This window comes from Micromonospora sp. NPDC048839 (assembly GCF_040649915.1).
In the GTDB taxonomy this organism is placed as follows: domain Bacteria; phylum Actinomycetota; class Actinomycetes; order Mycobacteriales; family Micromonosporaceae; genus Micromonospora.
The window spans coordinates 251398-274375 of record NZ_JBEZGL010000008.1 but is presented as its reverse complement, the minus strand read 5'-3'; the positions used below and the strand labels follow the sequence as shown (position 1 = coordinate 274375).

General features: G+C 72.9%; 13 protein-coding genes. 3 read left to right on the top strand and 10 right to left on the bottom strand.

Annotated features, from left to right (window positions below; genetic code table 11):
* Position 1: 1 nt before the first annotated feature.
* The gene (locus AB0C25_RS18035; RefSeq protein WP_357374387.1) at positions 2-2587 is read right to left on the bottom strand and encodes an FtsK/SpoIIIE domain-containing protein; all 2586 of its coding nucleotides are present in this window, start codon (positions 2585-2587) and stop codon (positions 2-4) included.
* 97 nt (positions 2588-2684) lie between these two features.
* Entirely contained in the window at positions 2685-5384 is a 2700-nt protein-coding gene (locus tag AB0C25_RS18030; RefSeq protein ID WP_357374385.1) for a hypothetical protein, read from the bottom strand.
* A 170-nt stretch (positions 5385-5554) separates the two neighbouring features.
* Here AB0C25_RS18030 and AB0C25_RS18025 point away from each other — a divergent pair, with 170 nt between their 5' ends.
* On the top strand, positions 5555-7090 hold the full coding sequence (locus tag AB0C25_RS18025; protein WP_357374383.1) for a M1 family metallopeptidase: 1536 nt from the start codon (positions 5555-5557) through the stop codon (positions 7088-7090).
* 310 nt (positions 7091-7400) lie between these two features.
* Here the strand turns inward: AB0C25_RS18025 and AB0C25_RS18020 are convergent, their stop codons facing one another.
* From AB0C25_RS18020 to gltB, 5 genes are all read right to left on the bottom strand, one after another.
* Positions 7401-7931, bottom strand: coding sequence for a hypothetical protein (locus AB0C25_RS18020; protein WP_357374381.1), 531 nt, complete (start codon positions 7929-7931; stop codon positions 7401-7403).
* A 69-nt stretch (positions 7932-8000) separates the two neighbouring features.
* Positions 8001-9386 carry an MFS transporter gene (locus tag AB0C25_RS18015; protein ID WP_357374378.1) on the bottom strand — a complete coding sequence of 462 codons (1386 nt, stop codon included), beginning with the start codon at positions 9384-9386 and terminating at the stop codon, positions 8001-8003.
* Between the two features lie 238 nt (positions 9387-9624).
* Positions 9625-11244, bottom strand: a complete 1620-nt coding sequence (locus AB0C25_RS18010; protein WP_357374376.1) for a peptidoglycan DD-metalloendopeptidase family protein — start codon at positions 11242-11244, stop codon at positions 9625-9627.
* Between the two features lie 432 nt (positions 11245-11676).
* Positions 11677-13212, bottom strand: a complete 1536-nt coding sequence (locus AB0C25_RS18005) for a glutamate synthase subunit beta (RefSeq protein WP_357374375.1) — start codon at positions 13210-13212, stop codon at positions 11677-11679.
* Positions 13205-17890 carry a glutamate synthase large subunit gene (gltB, locus tag AB0C25_RS18000; RefSeq protein WP_357374486.1) on the bottom strand — a complete coding sequence of 1562 codons (4686 nt, stop codon included), beginning with the start codon at positions 17888-17890 and terminating at the stop codon, positions 13205-13207. Before gltB ends, AB0C25_RS18005 begins: the two co-directional genes overlap by 8 nt.
* 164 nt (positions 17891-18054) lie before the next feature.
* Here gltB and AB0C25_RS17995 point away from each other — a divergent pair, with 164 nt between their 5' ends.
* Entirely contained in the window at positions 18055-18900 is an 846-nt protein-coding gene (locus tag AB0C25_RS17995; RefSeq protein ID WP_357374373.1) for a GNAT family N-acetyltransferase, read from the top strand.
* Between the two features lie 18 nt (positions 18901-18918).
* Here the strand turns inward: AB0C25_RS17995 and AB0C25_RS17990 are convergent, their stop codons facing one another.
* Positions 18919-20106: an NAD(P)/FAD-dependent oxidoreductase gene (locus AB0C25_RS17990; protein WP_357374371.1), complete on the bottom strand. Its 1188-nt coding sequence runs from the start codon at positions 20104-20106 to the stop codon at positions 18919-18921.
* A gap of 15 nt (positions 20107-20121) precedes the next feature.
* Complete coding sequence (gene lgt / locus AB0C25_RS17985; RefSeq protein WP_357374369.1) at positions 20122-21294, bottom strand: prolipoprotein diacylglyceryl transferase; 1173 nt, start codon at positions 21292-21294, stop codon at positions 20122-20124.
* Between the two features lie 101 nt (positions 21295-21395).
* Here lgt and AB0C25_RS17980 point away from each other — a divergent pair, with 101 nt between their 5' ends.
* Positions 21396-21983 (top strand): NUDIX hydrolase, encoded by a 588-nt coding sequence (locus AB0C25_RS17980; protein ID WP_357374367.1) that lies wholly within the window; start codon positions 21396-21398, stop codon positions 21981-21983.
* A 190-nt stretch (positions 21984-22173) separates the two neighbouring features.
* Here the strand turns inward: AB0C25_RS17980 and trpA are convergent, their stop codons facing one another.
* The gene (gene trpA / locus AB0C25_RS17975) at positions 22174-22977 is read right to left on the bottom strand and encodes a tryptophan synthase subunit alpha (protein ID WP_357374365.1); all 804 of its coding nucleotides are present in this window, start codon (positions 22975-22977) and stop codon (positions 22174-22176) included.
* Position 22978 lies beyond the last annotated feature (1 nt).

The following is a 22978-nucleotide window of genomic DNA, read 5'->3' as shown; positions in this document are numbered from 1 at the left end:
GTCACCGCTCCCCGTCCGGCTCGTCCGCCTGGCCGGCGAAGTCCGGCTCGTCCGCCTGGCCGGCGAAGTCCGGCTCGTCCGCCTCGCCGGCGAACGGGACGATCAGCCGGGTGCGCTGGTCGTGCCGGTCGATCAGCAGCGCCCGGTCGGCGCGGGGTGTGTAGGCCAGGTCGTGCGTCCCGAGGTGCAGAGCCAACTCGCTCCCGGGCACGTTGAGCGCCACCAGACAGGCGACGTCGTCGCGGTTCTGGGTGCCGCCGAGGTCGTCGGCGAGCCGGCGCAGCCCCCGCCACCAACCGAGCAGGTGCACCCCCTGCCCGGGACCCTGGCGAAGGAGGGTACGCAGGTCGTCCAGGCCGGAGCGGAACGTGCCCGGGTCGGTGGCCCCGAGGACCGGCGCGGCGGCGTCCATCCCGAACACCACCAGGTACTCCCGGCCGGCGGGCTCGGCGGCCAGCGCGGCGATCCGGTCGCGCAGCCCGGCCGCGTCGAGGCGCTGCACCGGGTGCCCGGCGGCCCGCAGCAGCGTTTCGGTGTCGTCGGCGACACCGGCGGCGGAGCTGACCAGGGAGGCCAGCTGGAACCGGACGTCACCGGGGTTGTGCTGGCGGGCCAGGCTGAGTGTCGCGGCGCGCAGCACGTCCGCGCCGGCCGGTGCGGTGCCCACCACGGCGAGGTGCCGGCCGGGGGTGGCGTCCATCAGGAACAGCGCGGTGGTGCCGTGCACGTCGACGGTCCGGCCGACCAGGGCCATCGGACGCCGGCCACCGGGCCGCAACCCGGCGAACGTGGGGTCGTCCTCGACCCGCGCGGCCTCGTACCCCCGGAAGACCGCAGGTGCCCGCGAGCCCGCCGGCCGGGCCTGCCACAGGTCGTGGCGCAACGCGGCCAGGTCCGCCGCGGCGGCGTGCGCGTCGGGGAAGCGCAGCACCGTGTCGGCGCCGACCGCGCCGGCGGCGGTGTTGATGACGGCGGAACCGACCGGCAGGGCCGCGGCGGCGGTGTTGAGCTGGTCGAGCACCCCGCCACCGCCGGGTAGCGCCACCCGCAACGCGAACTGCCCGAAGATCGCCTCGGCCCGCCCGTAGAGGGCCTCGATGCCGGTCATGCTCTGGCTGGCCAGCACCAGGTGGATGCCGTACGAGCGGCCCTTGCGGGCCAACTCCTCCAGCAGGTCCACGGAGTCCCGGGCCAGCGTGTCGTTGCCGGCGAGCAACACGTGGAACTCGTCGATGACCGCCACGATGCGCGGCAGCGGATTGTCCCGGGGCAGGTCCGCGAGTTTGGTGACGCCGTGCCGCTTCAGCGCGGTCGCCCGCCGTTGCGCCTCCCGCCGCAGCTCGCGCAGGACGGCGAGACCGTACTCGCGGTCGGATTCGATGCCGACGGCACGGGCGTGGGGCAGCCAGGTCGGGTCCCGACTGGTGGGCACGAACTCGGTGAAGCTCACGCCCTCCTTGAAGTCGAGCAGGTAGAGCTGCAACTCGGCCGGGGAGTACCGGGCTGCCAGCCCGTAGAGGACGTCGAGCAGGAAGACGGTCTTGCCGGCGCCGGTGCGCCCACCGACCAGCCAGTGCGGGGTGGCGTCGTCGAAGGCGAGCGTCAGCGCGGCACCGCCGGCCCGGCCGATCACCGTACGCAGGCCGTTGCCGGCGGACTCGACCCAGCGCCGCTCGGGCAGCAGGTCGGTGAAGGGCAGCGCGTCGGAACGGCGGGCGGCGGCGGCCAGGTGCTCGGCGAGCGCGCGTACCGACGCGGAGGGCGGGTCACCATCGAGCAGTACGGGAGCGGCGAGACCGGTGCCGTCGGCGCTGAACGGGGTGCCGGGCGGGTCGCCGACGTAGGCGTACCCCTGGTCGAGCCGGACCGCGGTGGTGCCGCCCAGCGGCGTCGGGGTCTCACCGGGCAGCCGGGACGGGTGGCCGGCGAGCAGCACGCACACGGCGGCGGCCGGGCCGGCGTGGGTGAGCGCGGCGAGCCGGGCCAGCTCGCGCGGCGGCGGCGCGGCGGTGGCGACCACCACCAGCAGGTGCCGGGCGGCGGACTGGGCGTGCTGCGCGGCGCGGGCGTGCCGCTCGGCGGCGTCCAGCAGCGCGGCCACCTCGCCCTCAGCGGTGGCCGGCGGGTCGAGCACCCCGGCGTCGAGTAGTGGTCGAAGCGGGCCGAAGGTCGCGCCGAGCGCAGCGGTGTCGATCCCGACGACGCGGACCTGACCGGGCGGCGCGGTGGCGACCAGCCGCAGCACCAGCGCCCGCAGCAGCCCGGCGACCCGCGGGTCCCGGGCGTCGGTGTCCAGGGCGAGGTGGTGGCCGCCGCCCAGCGGGACCAGCACCGGAAACCCGCCGTCCGAGGTGGACGCCTCGCCGATCCGTACCGCGGTCGGTTCGTCCGTCAGCGGGGTGACGCCCGGTGCGGGGGTGGCCAGGGCGCCGCCGAGGCGGGCGAGGCGGGCCACCAGGTCGTCGGCGCCGATCGGCGCGACGGCGGTGGGCGTCGTCCCCAGGACGCCGCGGGCAGTGTCCAGATGCGCCCGAGCCGCCCGGTGGGATCTGACCGCCTGCCCGTACGCCGACGCGAGCCTGCCCACCCTCTGCCCCCAACGCCACGGCCGCCTGGTCCCAGGAACCCTAACGGACACCGGTGGCACCCGGACAGTCCTGCGAGGACGTGTTCCGCCGGACCGGTCAGGCGGGGCCGCACGCCGCCGGGCCGGACGCGTCGGCCGCACCGCAGCGGAACACCTCCACCGGTGCCGTCGCCACGTCGGGCACCTGCTCCACCCGCATCAGGGCCAGCCGCTTGTCGACCGGCTCGCCCGAATCGGGGGTGAAGCGGATCAGCCCGGCCACCCCCGGGTAGCCCTGCCCGGCGTTCTGCCGGAGCACCTCCGCGTGCACGCCCACCGGGTTGACCGAGGTCGGCTCCCAGCGTTGCCGAGGGTCGGCGTGGTGCAGCCGGGCGGCGAGGCCTTCCACCGCCCGGACCAGCATCATCGACGCGTCGTAGGCGAGGCTGACCCGCTCGCCGACCTGCTCCTCGGAGCCCGGCCGGCAGCGCGCCGGTTCGAGCAGGTCGTCGGCCTGGATCCAGGACAGGAAGCTGGCCCGTGCGTCGTCATCGCGCCGGTCCTGGGCGGCCCGCAGCGCCGCGCAGGTGGCCAGGGACGCCTTGGAGACGTACGTGACGGGCAGGTTGCCGGGCGCGGCGGCGCGCAGACCCGGGTTGGCCATGTACCGGTTGACCGAGTCGTCGGTGACGAGGTGTCGGGGCGGGTTGCCGCCGCACTCGCGCAGCGCCCGCAGGAAACCGTCGAACTCCGACCATCGACCAGCGTAGAAGAGCAGCCCGGGGTACCCGCACTCGTCGACCAGCCGCTGTCCGTTGCGCCACTCGTCGAGGCGGGTGACCCGGGCACCGAACTGTTGTCGGAGCCCGTCGACGAGGGTGCCCACGTAGAGGTCCTCGGTGAGTGAACTGCCCTCCAGGGTCGTGTAGAAGACGTGCGCCTCGTTGACCTTCAGCACCTGTTGGGCGTACGCGTCGACAAGCTTCACCTGATCCTTGTTCGGCGCGGAGATCTGCAGGTAGAGCCGGGAGTTCGCGTCCATCCCGTCGGCCGACAGCGTGGGCGCCAGCACCGGCAGCCCGATCTGGTTCAGCTCCCGCAACGCCCGCGCGGTGCTGGTCCGGCTCTCCACCAGCCCGACCACCCCGAGCACCGTGGGGTCGTCCCGGGCGAGCTCGGCCAGCATCGCCACCGCCCGGTCGGCGTAGACCATCTGCCGGCCGCCGTTGGCCACCACGATCCGCAGCAGCGCGGCACCGTCGGCGCCGGCCGACTCCTTCAGCAACGCGTACTGGGCGGTCGCCATCCCCTCCAGTTCCTCCCGCTCGGAGACGTACGACTCCTCGTCGGCTCGGGTCCGGTTGCCGGTGAGCGTGCCCAGGTAGACCAGTGTGAGGAAGGGCCGGCGTCGCTCGCTGCGCTGCCACACCTCCTCGGCGGCGCGGTTCTGCGCGAAGATGCGCTGCTGGATCTTTCGCAGACCCTCCTGACCGGGGTCGTCGTTGAACACCTGCGCGGCGCTGTCGCTGTAGCCGACACACTCGCCGCTGGCGACCACCTCGACCGAGACCCGGCCGCCGGTGAGCGAGGGGTGGCAGCCCGGCCCCCACCGGCTGCCCACCCACGCACCGCCGGCGGCCAGCAGCACCAGGCAGAGCGCGGCCGGCAGGAAGCGCCGCGACCACCAGGGCGGGTCGGGCGCGGAGAACGGTCGCATTCCGCCCCGCGACGGTGGGCCGATGTCGGTGTCGTCGGGCCGCAACGCCACCAACCAGGCGGCCGGGCGGCGCAGCCGCCGCATCTCCGGCAGCGCCTCGGCCCACTCGTCGTACGCCTCGTCGGCCTCGGTCAGTGGGTGCGGTTCGGGCAGCTCCGGTGGGGGTCGCCCGCCGGAGGCGACGATGAGCAGCGGGTCGTTGCGGCCGGTCTCGGTGCGGACGTCGCCGATCAGGCGGACCAGCTCCCCGCCGACGTTGCCGGGGGCGACGTGGTCGAGCAGCAGCGCCGGGTACGCGGTGCGCCGCCAGTCCGACGGACGCCACGGCCGACGCCGGTACGCCTGCCGCAGGTCCTCCAGGAACGCGTGCAGCAGCAGTTTGTTGACCTGGTCGGGTTGCTCGCCGTCGCGCCACCCGGCGGTGAGGCGCTCGGCGAAGCCGAGGAACGTGACCGACTGCCGGGGCGCCAGATACTGCTGGCGCATGAACCAGTTGTAGTGCCGCCCGAGCACCGGCACCCGGCCGGAGACGGCGGCCCGGAAGACCACGCTCGGCACGGCGCGGCGGACCAGCCAGAGCAGCACCTGCGAGACGATGCTGACCGCGTCACCACCGGAGGGCAGCGCCTCGGGGGTACGCGTGCCCCGGCGATCCCGCAGCCGGCGGACCAGGGCCGCCCGGCTGTCGTCGGCGTCGACGCCGAAGCTGAGGCTCTGGTGCATCAGCCAGTCGGCGAGCGGGTAGTGCCGGAAACGCAGCCGGGCGGCGCCGAACGCCTCCAGGGAGAGCTGCCGGTGCAGCTCGCGCAGCAACGCGGGCACGTCCCCGGCACCCGGCGGCGCGTCGGCGTCCAGCACGGCGTGCGGCACCCGCCGCCGGGGCCCCTGGCCGAGAAATCGGCGCAGCGGCACCATTAAATCCGAGGTGTCGGAACGGACCAGCCAGAGCAGCGGCAGTCTCCGGTCACCGCGGCGGGGTCGCCGCAGCAGCCGTGCGAGCAACGCGAAGAATTCCAGCCCACCGGCCGGCAGCCGGTCCCGACCTCCGGGCGACTGTCGCTGGCCGATCAACTCCCGCTTGGGCACCTCGGATCGCGGCACGCGTCACCTCCGATCCACACAGTGTGACCTTGCGGCGCAAGGCACGCCAGTGACCGGTGGCCGACCGTCCACCGGGGACGCCGACGACAGGTCGGGCGCGGCAGGCCGGCGACGCTCACGGTTGTCTATTAGGTTGGCGTGGCGAACACCCGATGGAGGGAGTCCACCCCGTGCGACGAATGTTCACGGCGGCCACCGCCGCCCTGACCCTCACCACCGCCGGCACCATGCTCGCCGGCACCCCCGGCCAGGCCGCCCCGAGCGGTTGGGGCCGACCCGTCGTCACCGCCGCGCCGCAACCCGGCGCACCCGGCCTGGGCGACAGCTACTTTCCCGACTACGGCAACGGTGGCTACGACGTCGGGCACTACGACGTCCGGCTGCGCTACGACCCGGCGTCCGACCAGCTCAGCGGCACCACCACCATCCTCGCCACGGCGACGCAGGACCTCTCGGCGTTCAACCTGGACTTCCTGCTCGACGTCGAGTCGGTGCGGGTCAACGGGTGGGCGGCGAGCACCAGCACCGCTGGCACGCACGAGCTGGTGGTCACCCCGGCCCGCACGGTGACCCGGGGTCAGCAACTCACCATCGTGGTGCGCTACGCCGGCATCCCGTCGGAGACCCTGGTCGGCGGCTACACCGGCTGGACCCGGACCGACGACGGGGCGATGGTGGTCAACGAGCCCGAAGCGGCGTGGTGGTGGTTCCCGAGCAACGACCACCCCCTGGACAAGGCCACCTTCGACATCTCCGTGTCGGTGCCCACCGGCGTCGAGGTGATCAGCAACGGCGTGCAGCCGCGACCGCCGGCGGCCGAGGCCGGCAACCGCACCCGGTGGATCTGGCGGACCACCTCCCCCACCGCCCCCTACCTGGCCTTCCTGGCCATCGGGCAGTACGACATCGTCACCGACACCACCCCCGGCGGTCAGCCGGTGGTCAACGCGTACAGCACCTCGCTGGGTGCGCTCGGTCCGGCCGCACGGGCCAGCATCGAGCGGACCGCCGAGATCATCGACTGGGAGAGCGGGATCTTCGGCCCGTACCCGTTCGAGGCGCAGGGCGGCGTGGCCGGTCCGGTGGACGGAATCGGCTTCGCGCTGGAGACCCAGACCCGACCGGTGTACGGGCCGGGCTTCTGGCGGCGCGGCGCCAACACGTACGTGGTGGCGCACGAGCTCGCCCACCAGTGGTTCGGTGACTCGGTCTCGGTGGCCGACTGGCGCAACATCTGGCTCAACGAGGGCTTCGCCTCGTACGCCGAGTGGCTCTGGTCCGAGGAGCAGGGCGAGGGCACGGCGCAGGAGGTGTTCGACTTCGCCTACGCCAGCTACCCGGCCGACGACGAGTTCTGGCAGGTGCTGCCCGGTGACCCGGGCGCGGCCCGGATCTTCGACGGCGCCGTCTACGACCGGGGCGCGATGACCCTGCACCAGCTTCGGCTGGCCGTGGGTGACGACGCGTTCTTCGAGATCCTGCCGGCCTGGACCGCCGAGCACCGGTACGGCAACGGCACCATCGAGCAGTTCCAGGCGCTCGCCGAACAGATCTCCGGGCTGGACCTGGACGACCTGTTCACCACCTGGCTGTTCACCGCCGGCCGACCCGACGTGGCCACCACCGCACGCAAGGCCACCGCCGCGCCGACCGCACCGAAGTCCTGGGCCAAGATCAGCGAGTCCCACGACCTGCTGTCGCACTAGAGGCAGAACAGGCGCCCACGGAAGGGCCGTCGCTGACGCGGCGGCCCTTCCGCCGGTCCACGGTGGCCCTGCCGGGCAGAGGCGGCCGCCACCATTACCGCGCCCCGTGCCCCGTCCCCCATGCGCGTCCTTTGCTCTGCTTCAACGGGCGCAACAGCGGTTGTCCGAATACCGGACGTCGGTCGTTGCGTGGGGTGAAGCAGAGCAAAGGACGCGAGGACCTGACGGGTCGCCGGCCTTCCCCGCCGAGCCGGCGCAGGCAGCGGCAGGGATGACGTCGGCGCGAGACGACGGGCGGGGAGCCCGCGGCTCAGGACGTCGGCGTCACAGCACAGGACGTCGGCGTCACAGCATCGGCGGTGTTCGCCTCGATGGCGCGGATGTGCCGGTAGGCGAACCAGAGCGGCGGGAACGCCCCGACCGCGAAGGACAGGTCGATGAGCGTCCAGAACCAGGGGATGTCCCGGATCGGGCCGCAGATCAGCGCGAGCGGGACGATGCCCGCGCAGGCGATCATGCCGACCTGCACGACCCAGACGTTGCGCACCGGGTCGCGCAGCGGCCCCCAGAACGCCACCGCCAGCACCAGGTGGGCGAACGCCAGCCAGTCGGTGCCGTAGAGCAGGAACGGGTAGTCCTCGTCGGCCGTCACCAGCCCGGTGTGCACCCGCTCGATCCAGTCGACCAGGGCGGGCAGCTGGTCGGAGATCGGGTCCAGTACGCGCAGCAACCAGCGCACCTCGATCTCCAGCGGAAATGCGGTGGCACCGCTCAGGAAGAGCCCGATCAGCACGATCCACAGCCACCGGCGGGTCCGTCGTAGCCGCTCCTCGATGTCCATGATCGCAGCGTAACGATGATCTTCGTGTCGTCCTGTCCCGCGAGCGGACCACCGGGGGTGACCGCTGTCTCAGCGACGCGCCGCCGGTCCGGCCGTGGCCAACTCCCCGAGCCGGGACGTGCCCAACCCCACCCCGGCGGGCGCGATGACACACACCGCCCCGGCGGGCCGGACGATGCGGGCGGCCCGGAACGCCACTCGCCGTACCGGATGACGGGGCCGTGGCGCGACAAGCGCGAGGGCCGCGCGGGCATGCTGGCGGTCCAGGGCGACGGCCGCCGCCACCGTTGCGATCGCGGCTGTGGATCCGGCGAGCACGAGCGTCTGGCGCGGCCCGGCGTGTTCGGCGAGCCAGCCGAGCAGCGGAGCACCGACCGCGGCCGAGACCGAGCCGGTGACCGCGAGCGCGGCGAGCACCCGGCCGCGCATCGCGCCGTCGGTGTCGAGTTGGGCGCGGGTGCCGACGGTGGTGTCGATGACCACCGCGGCGGCGGCGATCGGCAGGATCATCGCGGCGAAGCTCCAGGTCCCCGGTGCCAGGCCGGCGACGATCTGCAGCCCGCTGGCGAACAGACCCGCGGCGACCAGGGTCCGGTAGCCCAGGGAACCTCGGCGGGCCGCGACGAGCGCGCCCAGCACGGTCCCGACCGCGAACACGGTCGACAGGACGCCGTAGCCGGACGCGCCGGCGTGCAGTGGCCCGTCGCTCATCGCGGCCATCGTCACCTGGTAGTTGCGGCCCAGGCTGCCCAGCACGAACGACAGGGCGAGCGCGAGCAGCAGCACCCTCTGCCCGCGCAGGTACGCGAAGCCGGCACGGACGCCGTCGTGGGCCCGGCCGCCGGTGCGTGCCGGCGCTGTCGGCGGTGTTCCCGGACGCACCGCGAACAGCGCCACCACCACGGCGGCGAAGCTCGCCGCGTTGATGCCGAACAGCAGGGCGGGTCCGACGGCGGCCACCACGACGGCACCGAGGCTCATGCCGAGGATGCGCCCGGCGGAGTTGGTGAGCGACCCGAGCGCCAAGGCGTTGCCGAGCGTCTCCCGGTCGACGAGGGTGGCGGCCCAGCGACCCATCACCGGGCCCTCGATCGCTGACACGGCACCGGTGCCCAGGGAGATCGCGAAGATCAGCGGAAGGCCGCCGACCCCGGTCAGGGCGACCGCGGCCAGTCCGGCGGCGAGCGTCGCGTGGGCCACCTGGGCGGCGATCAGCAGCGGACGGGCGGGCAGGCGGTCGGCCAGCACACCGCCCCAGACGCTGAGCAGCAGCGTGGGCGCCGCCTGGAGCAGCACGGCGAAGCCCATGGACGTCGCGGAGCCGGTTTCCTTCAGGACGTACCAGTTGACCCCGAGGACCTGCATCCACGTGCCGATGACCGAGACGAAACCGGCGAGCGCCCAGATCCGGTAGTTGCGGTGGCGCAGCGCGGCGAAGGTGGCACCTCTGGCCACGACGAACCTCCAGCGATCGGCAGCATGATCATTCATGCCGATCGCGGCGCGGTTCGGCAGCCGGCAAGTCTTGCCGATCTAAACCTCTTTGCCCACATCTGTGAGCGGCTTCACCAACGGGAATGCCCGGCCGGCCCACGGAGAGCCAGGCGGCCCGGGGCCGGGTCGCCGGCCAGGGCCGGCCGGCCGTCGAGTCAGGGCTACGACGACCGGCCGGGTTGGAACAGGGCGACACCAGCTAGCTGAGGCTGGCCCAGTCACCCCAGGGGCCGTTGACTGACGTCTGCCAGATTGAGTAGAGGGCGTCATTGCCACCGATGACGAAGGCCTGCAGACGACCGTCGCGATTGGAACCGAGAACCAGGTCTCCGCTGAGGTCGGTGCCGCCGCGGCTGAGCCAGTCCGACCACGGGCCGTTCGGACTGGTCTGCCACCTGTGATAGAGCTTGCCGTCACCACCCACCGCGAACAGCTCCATCCGGCCGTCCGCCGACGAACCCACCACCGGCGTCTTCAGCTCGCGGCCACCCATCTTCAGCCAGTCCGACCACGGGCCGTTAGCGCTGTTCTGCCACATCGAGTAGAGCGCGCCGTCACCACCGATCACGAAGACCTGCGAGCGGCCATCCGCGTTGCGCCCGATCGTCAGCTCGTTTGTCAGGTTGGTCCCGCCGCGGCTGAGCCAGTCCGACCACGGACCGTTCGGGCTGGTCTGCCACTTGTGATAGAGCTTGCCGTCGCCGCCGATAGCGAACAACTCCAGCCGACTGTCCGCCGACGAACCCACCACCGGCGCCTGCAGCTCGCTGCCACCCATGCTCAGCCAGTCCGACCACGGGCCGTTCAGGCTGGTCTGCCACATCGAGTAGATCGCACCGTTTCCGCCGACCACGAAGACCTGCAGACGACCGTCCGCATTGCGCCCGATAGACATTTCGCTGGTCAGGTCCGTGCCGCCCCGGCTGAGCCAAGCCGACCAGGATCCGTTGGGCGTGGTCTGCCACTTGTGATAGAGCTTGCCGTCGCTGCCGATGGCGAACATCTCCAGCCGACCGTCGCTGGACGGTGCGACCACGGGGGCTCTCAGCTTGGTGCCCCCGAGACTGATCCACGGGGAGAACGGACCGTTCACGCTGGTCTGCCAGGTGCTCTTCACCGCGCCGCCGTCACGGACCGCGAAGGCTTGCAGCCGGCCGTCAGCGTTGGGCGCCACGGCAAGCCGGTCCACCGGCCGCACCTGGGTCGGGCCGCAGTTCGCGCTCTGCCGTTTGACTGTGTAGACGGCGTTGTCATGGGTGATGCCGGAGGGCACTCCGTTGAACCACGACTCGATCTTCGCGCCATCGCGCACCTGCTCGAAATGCAGGTGGGGTCCGCTGGAATCGCCGGTGCTGCCGACCTTGCCGAGCTGCTGCCCGATCGTCACACGCTGCCCGACGGACACCATAGGTGGCTCCAGCATGTGCAGGTAGAGCGTCTGCCAGCCGTCACCGTGGTCAATCTTGACGTAGTAGCCGCCACCGGTCCCCCTCGGCCCGTTCGGGTTGGACGGGGTGCGGTCGCCCAGGGTGCCGCTGATGCCCGACCGTTCCACCCGGCCCCCGTAGGCGGCCAGGATCGGACGACCCCAGTCGTTTCCGGCGGTCGACGTCAGGTCGATGTCATAGTCGTCATGGCCCACGTACGTGCTGAGGTTCCACGTCTCACCGCAGGTGACGGGTAGTTGGAAGAACGGTCGGGGACCGGCCGCCTGAGCGCCGACGGCACCGAGGCTCGCGCCGGTCAGCGCCACAAGACCGATGGCCGCCGCCGCAGAGGCGCGCGCGGTGAAGCCTCGTACGAGATTCGCTAACAACATTTCTCCCTCGTGAGATTGGCGAACGACGAGGCCCGGATCCATTCGGTAGCCGCGGACCATTCGTCCACGTTGATCCAGCCAACGCCTCGCCGAACACGGTGCCGGGTAGGGCAGCTGCCTGCCGCTGACGACTGATAAACCGCCCACCGAACTCAGTTCGGCCAGTGGAGACGGTGCCAGACGGCCCAGGGAGAAAAGCTTGACGATTACTTGAAAGCAGTAGGCGCCAGCCGGAGGGGGTGGCCGATCGTCCGGCGGACGCCATGATCGATCGGGGTTCGGGGCCGTCGGCGACGCCGGTCAGCTCACCAGGCGGCGTGCGCCGCGTGGCCGAACCGCTCTCGGGGCAACTGGCACATCATGCCCGCCGTCCCGCATTCGGTGGTCAGGCGAAAGATCTCACGGCGTTTCGCCTGACCACCAGCGGCCGGATCAGGACACGGCCAGGGGCCGGGCGTCGGCGCGCACCGGGGCCGGCAACGCACCGACGCCGCCCAGGTAGCCGTGGATGGCGGCAGCCGCCGCCCGCCCCTCGGCGATGGCCCAGACGATCAGCGAGGCGCCCCGGTGCATGTCACCGGCCACGAACACCCCGTCGGCGTCGGTCTGCCAGTCGTCCCGGGCGTCGACCGCGCCCCGGGAGTTGCGGGTCACGCCGAACTGGTCCAGCAACGGTTGCTGCTCGGTGCCCTCGAAGCCGATCGCCAACAGCACCAGATCGGCCGGCAACTCCCGCTCGGAGCCCGGCACCACGGTGACGACCCGTCGGCCGTCGCGCTTCTCCACGGTCACCTCGGCGATCCGCACCGCCCGCACCTGGCCGGTGCCGTCGTCCACGAACTCCTGCACCGCGACGGCGAAGACCCGCTCGCCGCCCTCCTCGTGCGCCGGGTAGCTGCGCAGCACCCACGGCCAGGTCGGCCACGGGTCCCGTGCCTCGTCGCGCTCCTGCGGCGGCTGCGGGTACAGGTCGAGCTGGTGCACGCCAGCGGCGCCCTGCCGGTGCGAGACGCCGAGGCAGTCGGCCGCCGTGTCACCACCGCCGATGATCACCACGTGCTTGCCCGCCGCGTCGATCGGGGTGCCGTCCGGCAACACCGCCCGCGCCAGCCGGCGCTCGCCGGTGGCCACGACGCCGGCCTGATCGGTGGCCGCGGTGGCGACCGCGCGATTCGCCGCGACGAGATGCGCCATCGCCTGGTGTACGCCCCGCAGCGCCCGCCCCGGCGTCTCCGGCGTGTCCCGCCCCTGCAACGCCCCAGCGGCCAGCAGCACCGCGTCATGCTCGGCGCGCAGTTGCTCGGCGGTGACGTCCACCCCGACGTTCACCCCGGTGCGGAAGCGCACCCCCTCGGCGGCGAGCTGGGCCAGCCGGGCGTCGATGTGCCGCTTCTCCAACTTGAAGTCGGGGATGCCGTACCGCAGCAGGCCCCCGATCGCGTCGTCCCGCTCGTACACGGTCACCGCGTGACCCGCGCGGGCCAACTGCTGGGCGGCGGCGAGGCCGGCCGGCCCCGAGCCGACGACGGCGACCGACCGGCCGGACGGTGCCGGCACCGGCACAGGGGTGAACCCGCGCGCCGCGGTGGCGTCGGCGATCTCCACCTCGACCTGTTTGATGGTCACCGGCTGGCCGCCGGAGATGCCGAGCACGCAGGCCGCCTCGCAGGGCGCCGGGCAGAGCCGGCCGGTGAACTCCGGGAAGTTGTTGGTGGCGTGCAGCGACTCCACCGCGGCGTCCCAGTTGCCGGTGCGGACCAGGTCGTTCCAGTCCGGGATGCGGTTGCCCAGCGGGCACCCGTCGTGGCAGAACGGGATGCCGCAGTCCATGCAGCGCGTGGCCTGCTCACGGACCAGTTCCTCGCCGGCCGGCGGGTACACCTCGCGCCAGTCGCTGATCCGCACCGGCACCGGGCGGCGGGCCGGCAGCCGCCGGTCGTAGCGCAGGAAACCGTTCGGGTCAGGCACGTGCCACCTCCTGGGCCGCCACCCGCGGGGCGGGCGGCACCGGCGCGGCGGACGGCACGCTGAGCGCGCTCATCACCGCGTCATCGACGTCGCGGCCGGCGGCTTCGGCGGCCTTCATGATCTCCAGCACCCGGCGGTAGTCGCGGGGTACCACCGCGGTGAACTCGGCCACCGCCTCCGGCCAGCGCTTGAGCAGCTCCTCGGCGACCGCCGAGCCGGTCTCGGCCACATGCCGCTGGACCAGCTCGTGCAGCAGTGACTGCTCCTGCTCGCCCAGCGGTGCCAGGTCGACCATCTCCCCGTTGACCCGCGAACGATCCAGGTGGAGCACGTACGCCGTGCCGCCGGACATGCCGGCCGCGAAGTTCCGGCCGGTCGCGCCGAGCACCACCACCGTGCCGCCGGTCATGTACTCGCAGCCGTGGTCGCCGACACCCTCGACCACGGCGATCGCGCCGGAGTTACGGACCGCGAACCGCTCCCCCACCCGGCCACGAAGGAAGACCTCGCCCGCCGTGGCCCCGTACAGGATGGTGTTGCCGGCGATGATCTGATCCTCGGCCCGCTGCCCCGGCTCGGCGTCCGGGTCGAGGAACGGCGCGGCGGCGTCCGGACGGACGATCAGCCGGCCCCCGGAGAGGCCCTTGCCCACGTAGTCGTTGGCGTCGCCGTGCAGGCGCAGGGTCACCCCGCGCGGCAGGAACGCGCCGAACGACTGCCCAGCCGTGCCGTGCAGCACGAACTCGATGGTGTCCTCGGGAAGGCCGGCGCCGCCGAAACGACGGGTCACCTCGCCGCCGAGCATCGCGCCGACGCTGCGGTGCTCGTTGCGCACCGCCACCTCGACCCGCACCGGCGCCCCGTCCGTCAGAGCCGGACGGGCCAGCGCGATCAGCTCGTTGTCGAGCGCCTGATCCAGGCCGTGGTCCTGCGCGCGGACCCCGCGTCGGGCCGCACCGGCGGGCAGCTCCGGCAGGTGCAGGACGGGCGTCAGGTCCAACCCGTGCGCCTTCCAGTGCGTCAGCGCCGGGGCCACGTCGAGCACCTCGGACTGCCCGATCGCCTCCTCGATCGACCGGAAGCCCAGCTCGGCCAGGTAACCCCGGACCTCCTCGGCGAGGAAGAGGAAGAAGTTCTCCACGAACTCCGGCTTGCCGGTGAACCGCTCCCGCAGCACCGGGTTCTGGGTGGCGATGCCGACCGGGCAGGTGTCCAGGTGACACACCCGCATCATCACGCAGCCCTCGACGATCAGCGGCGCGGTCGCGAAGCCGAACTCCTCCGCGCCGAGCAGCGCCGCGATCAGCACGTCCCGGCCGGTCTTGAGCTGACCGTCGACCTGCACGGTGACCCGGTCCCGCAGCTTGTTGAGCAGCAACGTCTGCTGCGCCTCGGCCAACCCCAGCTCCCAGGGGGTGCCGGCGTGCTTGAGCGAGTTCATCGGGGAGGCGCCCGTGCCGCCGTCGTGGCCGGAGATCAGGATGACGTCCGCCTTGAGCTTCGCCACGCCGGCCGCGACGGTGCCGACGCCGAACTCGCTGACCAGCTTGACGTGCACCCGAGCCGCCGGATTGACGCACTTGAGGTCGTGCACCAGCTGGGCGAGGTCCTCGATGGAGTAGATGTCGTGGTGCGGCGGCGGGGAGATCAGACCCACGCCGGGCGTGGCGTGCCGGGTGCGGGCGATCCACGGCCAGACCTTGTTGCCGGGCAGCTGACCACCCTCACCGGGCTTGGCGCCCTGGGCCATCTTGATCTGGAGGTCGTCCGCGTTGACCAGGTATTCGCTGGTCACCCCGAACCGGCCGCTGGCGATCTGCTTGACCGCGGAGCGGCGCCTCGGGTCGTGCAGTCGGTCGACGTCCTCGCCGCCCTCACCGGTGTTGGACTTGCCGCCGAGGCGGTTCATCGCGATGGCGAGCGTCTCGTGCGCCTCCGCCGAGATCGACCCGTACGACATGGCGCCGGTGGCGAAGCGCTTGACGATCTCGGTGGCCGGCTCGACCTCCTCGATCGGCACCGCCGGGCGCAACCCGGTACGCAGGGTGAACAACCCCCGCAGCGAACCGGCCTGCGCGGCGAGCGCGTCGACCTTCGCGGTGTACTGCCGGAAGACGTCGTACTGCCGGCTGCGGGTGGCGTGCTGCAACAGGAAGACCGTCTCCGGGTTGAACAGGTGCAGCTCACCCTCGCGGCGCCACTGGTACTCGCCGCCGACCTCCAGTCGGGCGGACGCCGCGGTGCCGGCCGGGGGCCAGGCCAGCGCGTGCCGTGCCGCGACCTCGGTGTGTACGCCCGCCAGGCCGACCCCGCCGATCCGGCTGGGGGTGCCCCGGAAATAGCGCTCGACCAGCCGGGTTTCCAGGCCGACGGCCTCGAAGACCTGCGCACCGCAGTAGGACGAGACCGTCGAGATGCCCATCTTCGACATGATCTTCAAAACGCCCTTGCCGAGCGCCTTGGCGTAGTTGCGCACCGCGGCGGCCGGTTCCACCCCGACGAGCGTGCCGGTGGAGATCATGTCCTCGACGGACTCGAACGCCAGGTACGGGTTGACCGCCGCCGCGCCGTAGCCGATCAGGACTGCCGCGTGGTGCACCTCCCGGCAGTCGCCGGACTCCACGACCAGCGCCGCCTGGGTGCGGGTCTGCTCCCGCACCAGGTGCTGGTGCACGGCGGCGGTGAGCAGCAGCGACGGGATCGGCGCCAGGTCGGCGTTGGAGTCCCGGTCGGAGAGCACCAGGATGCGGACGCCGTCCTCGATGGCCTCGGAGACGTGCCGGCAGATCTCGGTCAGCCGTGCCCTGATCCCGGCGGCGCCCTCCCGGATGCGGTACAGGCCGGACACCCGGACCGCCTTGAAGCCGGGCAGGTCGCCGTCCTCGTCGATGGAGAGGATCTTGGCCAACTCGTCGTTGTCGATCACCGGATGCGGCAGCACGATCTGCCGACAGCTCGCCGCGCCCGGGTCGAGCAGGTTGCCCTCCGGCCCGATCGTCGACGCCAGGCTGGTCACCAACTCCTCGCGGATGGCGTCCAGCGGCGGGTTGGTGACCTGGGCGAAGAGCTGATGGAAGTAGTCGTAGAGCAGCCGCGGCCGGGTCGACAACGGCGAGATCGGGGTGTCCGTGCCCATCGAGCCGAGCGGCTCGGCGCCGGTACGGGCCATCGGCGCGAGCAGGATCTTCAGCTCCTCCTCGGTGTAGCCGAAGGTCTGCTGCCGGCGGCGCACCGAGTCGTGGGTGTAGACGGTGTGCGCGCGGGGAGGCAGGTCACCCAACTCGATCAGCCCGGCGTGCAGCCACTCGCCGTACGGCTGGGCGGCGGCCAACTCGGACTTGATCTCCTCGTCGTGCACGATCCGGCCGGCCACGGTGTCGACCAGGAACATCCGGCCCGGCTGGAGCCGCCCCTTCGCGACCACGTGCGCCGGGTCGAGGTCGAGCACGCCCGCCTCGGAGCCGAGCACCACGAGCCCGTCGTCGGTCTGCCACCAGCGCCCCGGGCGCAACCCGTTGCGGTCCAGCACCGCGCCGACGATCTCACCGTCGGTGAAGGCCACCGAGGCCGGCCCGTCCCACGGCTCCATGAGGCTGGCGTGGAAGCGGTAGAAGGCACGCTTGGCCGGCTCCATGCCCGGGTCGTTCTCCCAGGCCTCGGGGATCATCATGAGCACCGCGTGCGGCAGGCTCCGCCCGGCCAGGTGCAGCAGCTCCAGGACCTCGTCGAAGTTCGCCGAGTCGGAGGCGGCGGGGGTGCAGACCGGGAAGACCCGCCGGATGTTGCCCGGCACGTTCGGCGAGCGCAGGAGCGCCTCGCGGGCCTGCATCCAGTTGCGGTTGCCCCGGATGGTGTTGATCTCACCGTTGTGGGCGATGAACCGGTACGGGTGCGCCAGCGGCCAGGACGGGAACGTGTTGGTGGAGAAGCGGGAGTGCACGAGCGCGATGGCGCTGTCCACCCGCTCGTCGCGCAGGTCGGGGTAGAACGCCGGCAACTGGTCGGGGGTGAGCATTCCCTTGTAGACCATCGTCCGGCTGGACAGCGACGGGAAGTATGCCGGCACGCCCCGCTCGGCGGTCTCCCGTTCGGCCTGCTTGCGCAGGCAGAACGCCACCCGGTCCAGCTCGATGCCGCTCAGCGCGTCACCGGCCGGGCCGGCCGGTGAGCCGGTGAGCCGACGCGCGGCCACGAAGACCTGCCGGACCCGGGGCATCGCCGCCAGGGCGGTCTCACCGAGCCCTTCCGGGGCGATCGGCACCTCCCGCCAGCCGAGCACCTCGGCACCCTCGACAAGCGCGTACTTCTCGACCACCTGCCGGGCACGCGCCTCGCCGGCGTCGTCGTCGGGGAGGAAGACCAGCCCGGTGGCGTACTCGCCCGCCGGGGGTAGCGCCACGTCGGCCGCCGCGCGCAGGAACGCGTCCGGCACCTGGATCATGATGCCCGCGCCGTCGCCGGTGTTGGGCTCCGCGCCCCGGGCACCTCTGTGGTCCAGGCGGCAGAGCGCGCCGAGCCCGTTGGCGACGACCGCGTGGGAACGGCGACCGTGCAGATCCGCCACGAAGGCCACCCCGCAGGCGTCGTGCTCCTGCACCGGGTCGTAGAGGCCCTGGGCGGACGGGCGGGCACCGGGCATCGGGGACGCCTGCGGGCTGTGCGGGTGCGGCTGTGTCATTTCCGCGTACGGCTGAGCCACCGGGCCTCCTGTCGTCACTCAGGTGGATCATGATGGGGACGACGTCGGCCCGTGGGTCTATTGAGTCTACGTTAGGGCCCGGCTCGCACGGCCACCTGAGATTGATCACACCGTCCACAGGCTGGGACGTGTAGTCTCGCGCGGTGGATCCGCTACACAAGGACGTCTTCGACCGGTTGGAACGCTTCTACGACGCGGTGCCCCGCGACGTCGCCGCTGCGGAGGACCATGGCGGGCTGGTGCTGTTCGTGCGCGAAGGTGCCGGGTGGCCGTTCTACGCCCGCCCCCGGATCGGGGCCGCCGAGCCGCCGTCACTCGCCGACGTGACCTCGGTCCGCGGGCGGCAGCGCGAGCTGGGTCTGCCGGAAGCCTTCGAGTGGGTGCACGAGACGACTCCCGAGCTGCTGGCGGTGGCCCGCTCGGCGGGGCTGCACGTGCTGGAGGCGCCGCTGATGGTGCTCGACCCGGCCGCGCTGCCCGACCCGGCGACCCTGTCCGACGCGGCGGTGCGGGTGCTGGCGGCCGACTCTCCCGGCTTCGCTGCCGACGTCGCGGCCCGACGCGCGGTGGCAGCGGTGTCGTTCGCCGCCGCCGGCACCGCGCCCGGTGCGGCCGGTCCGGCCGAGCGGGACGCCGCGGTCACCGAACTGGAGTTGGCCGCGCTCGACGAGGAGCGGACCCGGATCGCCGACGGCCGACGGATCTCCGCGCTCGCCGGGACGGCGACCGACGGCGCGCTGGCCAGCGGCATGGCCATGCGCGTGGGCGACGTCGCGGAGATCGCCGGCGTGGCCACGTTGCCGGCGGCCCGGCGCCGCGGGCTGGGCGCCGCACTCACCGCCACCCTCGCCCGGGAGCTGCACGCGGCCGGCACCGACCTGATCTTCCTCTCCGCGGGCAGCGACGACATCGCCCGGGTCTACCTGCGGGTGGGCTTCCGCCGCATCGGCACCGCCTGCATCGCCGAACCCGCCGCGCTCATCGCCTGACCGCTCCCGCCGCGCGGGTCAGGCCGGGGGACGCCACTGGGCGGCGGAGGCGGCGGCGCTGGAGAGCAGCCGGGTGTTGATCGTGCCGAGCGCGGCGTCGCGGGCGCGCAACGCCAACCGGCCCCGGGCCTGGAGCACCGCCGACATCCGCCGGGTCTGCCGGACCACCGTCGTGGCCCGAGGGCGACGAATCCGGTCGTACGCCTGCACCGCGTCGGGCAGTCGAGCCTCGCGCAGCAGCGAGGCGAGCGTGGCGGCGTCCTCGAACGCGAGGCAGGCGCCCTGACCAAGGTGCGGCGGCATCGCGTGCGCCGCGTCGCCGAGCAGCACCACCCCGCCCGGCCCGACAGGGAAACCGTACGCACGGGGCAGCGGACGCAGCTCGCGGACCTCCTGCTGGACCAGGTCGGCCGGGTCGGTGGCGTCGAGCAGCGCGCCGATCGGGGCGGGCCAGCCCGCGTACCAGCGGCGCAGCAGGGCGAGCTGGGTCTCCGGGGGTTCCGGGCGAGGGGCGCCGGCGGCAGTGGCCACCCAGTAGATCCCGCCGCGGGTGGACCCACCCGAGGAGCCGCGGTCACCCAACGACGCGGCCACGAACCGGTAACCGGCACCGAGGATCTCACCGACCAGCGGCTGGTCGTCGGGCAGTCGAGGTGCCTGGTACCAGGGAATGACAGCCCGCCAGGCGGCGCAGCCGGAGCTGACCACCCGGGACTCGGGTGCGAGTTGGCGGCGGATGCCGCTGTCCGTGCCGTCGGCGGCGACCACCAGGTCGGCCTCGATGGTCTGCCGCCCGTCGCTGACTCCCGGTCGCTCGCCCGGCTCGACGCGGACGTGGCGCACGGTCACGCCGGTACGCAGCTCGACCCGCTCACCGAGGCCCGCGATCAGCGCGTCGTGCAGGTCTTCGCGGTGCACCACCACCGGCATCCGGTCGGCCGGGATGGGCCGAGGCTGCACCAGCCAGTGCCCGTCCGGGCGACGGACCCCGCCGTCGGACAGCGGAGTGGCGATGGCGGTCAGACCCGCACCGAGACCGAGGGCCTGCAACGCACGGACGCCGTTGGGCCAGAGCACCACGGCGGTCGGCTCGGGGCGGATCCGCTCGGCGCGTTCCAGCACGGTGACCTGCCAGCCCGAGCGGGCCAGCGCACCGGCCACCGCGAGGCCACCGACCCCCGCGCCGACCACCACCGCGCTTCGCATCGGTGCCGCCCCCGCTCAGCTGTCCCGGTCGGCGGGCCGCACGCCTGCGGCGTCGGCCCGGTCGGTACGCGCAGTCGACGGGTCGTCCACCGGCTCGTCGTCGGTCGACGGGCCGTCGACGGGCGCCGCGTCATCGAGCGGCTCGGCGCCCTGGTCGGTGGCCGGCTCCGCTGGGATGACGCCGGTGTCCTGCCAGGCGGCGTACTGTTCCTCGCTGACCACCCGGTAGCCCTCCGGGGCGGTGGCCCGCGCGGGGGTCTCCCGCTCCGAGAGGTCGATCTGGGACAGGTCGGAGGTGGGAGGCGGGGTCGGCGTCGCCACCGCGCCGAGCGGGATCAGGTAGTCCCGCGGGCCACGCACCCGGACGAAGTAGATCAACGCGCCGAGGAAGACCAGGCCGGCGGTCCAGACGTTGAGTCGTACGCCCAGAATCTGGTTGGCCTCGTCGGTGCGCATCATCTCGATCCAGAACCGGCCGACGGTGTAGCCCATCACGTAGAGGGCGAACGCCCGACCACGGCCCAGCTTCAGGCGGCGGTCCAGGACGAGGACCAGGGCGACGACGCCGAGGTTCCACAGCGCCTCGTAGAGGAACGTCGGCTGGTAGAGGCCCGGTTCGAGGATCGGCTGCCCGGCGTCGTCCCGCAGCGCGTGCCCGGGGTTGTCCGGATCCATCCGGTGGATCTGCAGGCCCCACGGCAGGGTGGTGCGGCCACCGAACAGCTCGTTGTTGAACCAGTTGCCGACCCGGCCGACCGCCTGGGCCAGCGCCAGCCCGGGTGCCAGCGCGTCGGCCACCACCCCGAGCGGGATGCCGAGCTGCCGGGCGGCGATGTACGCGCCGACCGCACCACCGGCGACGGCGCCCCAGATACCGAGACCGCCCTCCCAGATGGCGAAGGCCTTCATCGGGTCCCCACCGGCGCCGAAGTATTTCTCCGGGGAGGTGACGACGTGGTAGATCCGGGCGCCGATGATGCCGGCCGGCACCGCCCAGACGGCGATGTCGAGCACCGCGCCGGGCGCGACGCCGCGCTGCCGCAGCCGGCGCTCCGTCACCCAGCAGGCCAGCACGATGCCGGCGATGATGCAGAGCGCGTACGCCCGGATCGGCACCGGCCCGAGTTGCCAGACCGCGGTGCTGGGACTGGGCAGGGCCGCCTGGGGGGACAGCGAGGCGAGGGTCACGGGTGCACACGCTACCGCTGCACACCCCCGTAGCGGCACCCCGGGCACGGGAGCGGGCATCTCGGTGACTTCTGGTTTGCGCCCCCGTACGCTCTTTGTCCATGAGCGCGCTCACCTGGGCGGTCGCCGCGGTCGTCACCGACGACACCGGCCGGGTGCTGCTCTGCCAGCAGGGCCGGGGGGAACGCCGCTACGCGCTGCCCGGTGGGCGGCTGCGTCCGGCCGAGAGCCCGGTGCGGGCGGCCCTACGGGACATCCGCGCGGAGACCGGCTGGGAGATCGAGCTGGTCGACCTGGTCGGCGTCTACCACCTGAGCGGCCCCACCGGGCAGACGTCGCCCGGGCGCGTCGGGCCGCTGCCCGACGTACTCGTGCACGTCTTTCGGGCGTCCGCGACCGACGGCCGGCCGCCGGCCGACCCACTGCCGGGTTGTCGGTTGTCCTGGCACTCCCCCGACACGCTGCCCGAGGCGGTCACCCCGCTCACCCGGGCCGCCGTCGCCGACGCGACCGCCGGCCGCTCCGGCATGCTCCGCGACGTCCCGCCGCTGCCCGGCGCCACCGAGACCTCGCCGCCAGCGGCTCGCCCAGCCGAGCAGGGCCAGACGACCAGCCACGACGGCCGGTCGGGAGCGGGGCAGCCACCCGAGCAACGCGGCGAGGCCGCGGACCCCTCCCGGCGCCACTGACGAATCCGTAAGCGACACGAGGCCCGGCGGGTGGTCGCGGAGCCTCGCCGACCGGCCGCATGCGCGTGAGCGGTATACCTGTGGGTCGTAAATATGACGCAGAGGTATACCGCTCAACAGCGAGACCTGCCCCCGGCTCGCCGGATGGTTCGTCGAACGGGCGCCTCAGCAGCGGCGCCAGCGGACGGGGTCAGCGGGTGGGGTTGCGGACGCCCTCGGCGAGTTCGGCGCTGAGGGTACGCAGGGCAGCCAGCCCCTCCGCCTCGGTGGGCGCGTCGAGCAGACACCTGATCAGCGCACTGCCGACGATCACCCCGTCGGCGTAACCGGCGACGGTGCCGGCCTGCGCACCGGTGCCCACGCCGAGACCGACACCCACGGGTAGGTCGGTGACCTCCCGGACCCGGGAGACAAGCGTCGGCGCGGCGTCCGAGGTACGCGCCCGGGCGCCGGTGACACCCATGACCGCCGTCGCGTAGACGAAACCGCGGCAGTGCTGCACGGTCATCGCCAGCCGCGCGTCGGTGGACGACGGGGAGACCAGGAACGTCCGGTCCAGTCCGTGTGCGTCCGAGGCGGCGAGCCACTCGGCCGCCTCGTCGGGAATGAGGTCGGGGGTGATCAGGCCGGTGCCACCGGCGGCGGCGAGGTCACGGGCGAACACGTCCACGCCGTACCGCTCGACCGGATTCCAGTAGGTCATGGTGACCACCGGAGCGCCGGTGGCCGCCACCGCCTCGATGATGCGCAGGGTGTCCCTGGTGCGGACGCCGCCGGCCAGCGCGATGTCGCTGGCCTTCTGGATCACCGGACCGTCCATCACCGGGTCGGAGTAGGGGATCTCCACCTCGATGACGTCGACACCGGCCTCGACCATGGCGGTCATCGCGGCGATGCTGCCGTCGACGCTCGGGAACCCGGCCGGCATGCAGCCGATCAGCAGGGCCCGTCCGTCGGCGCGGGCCTTGTCGAAGGCCACCCCGATCCGGCTCATG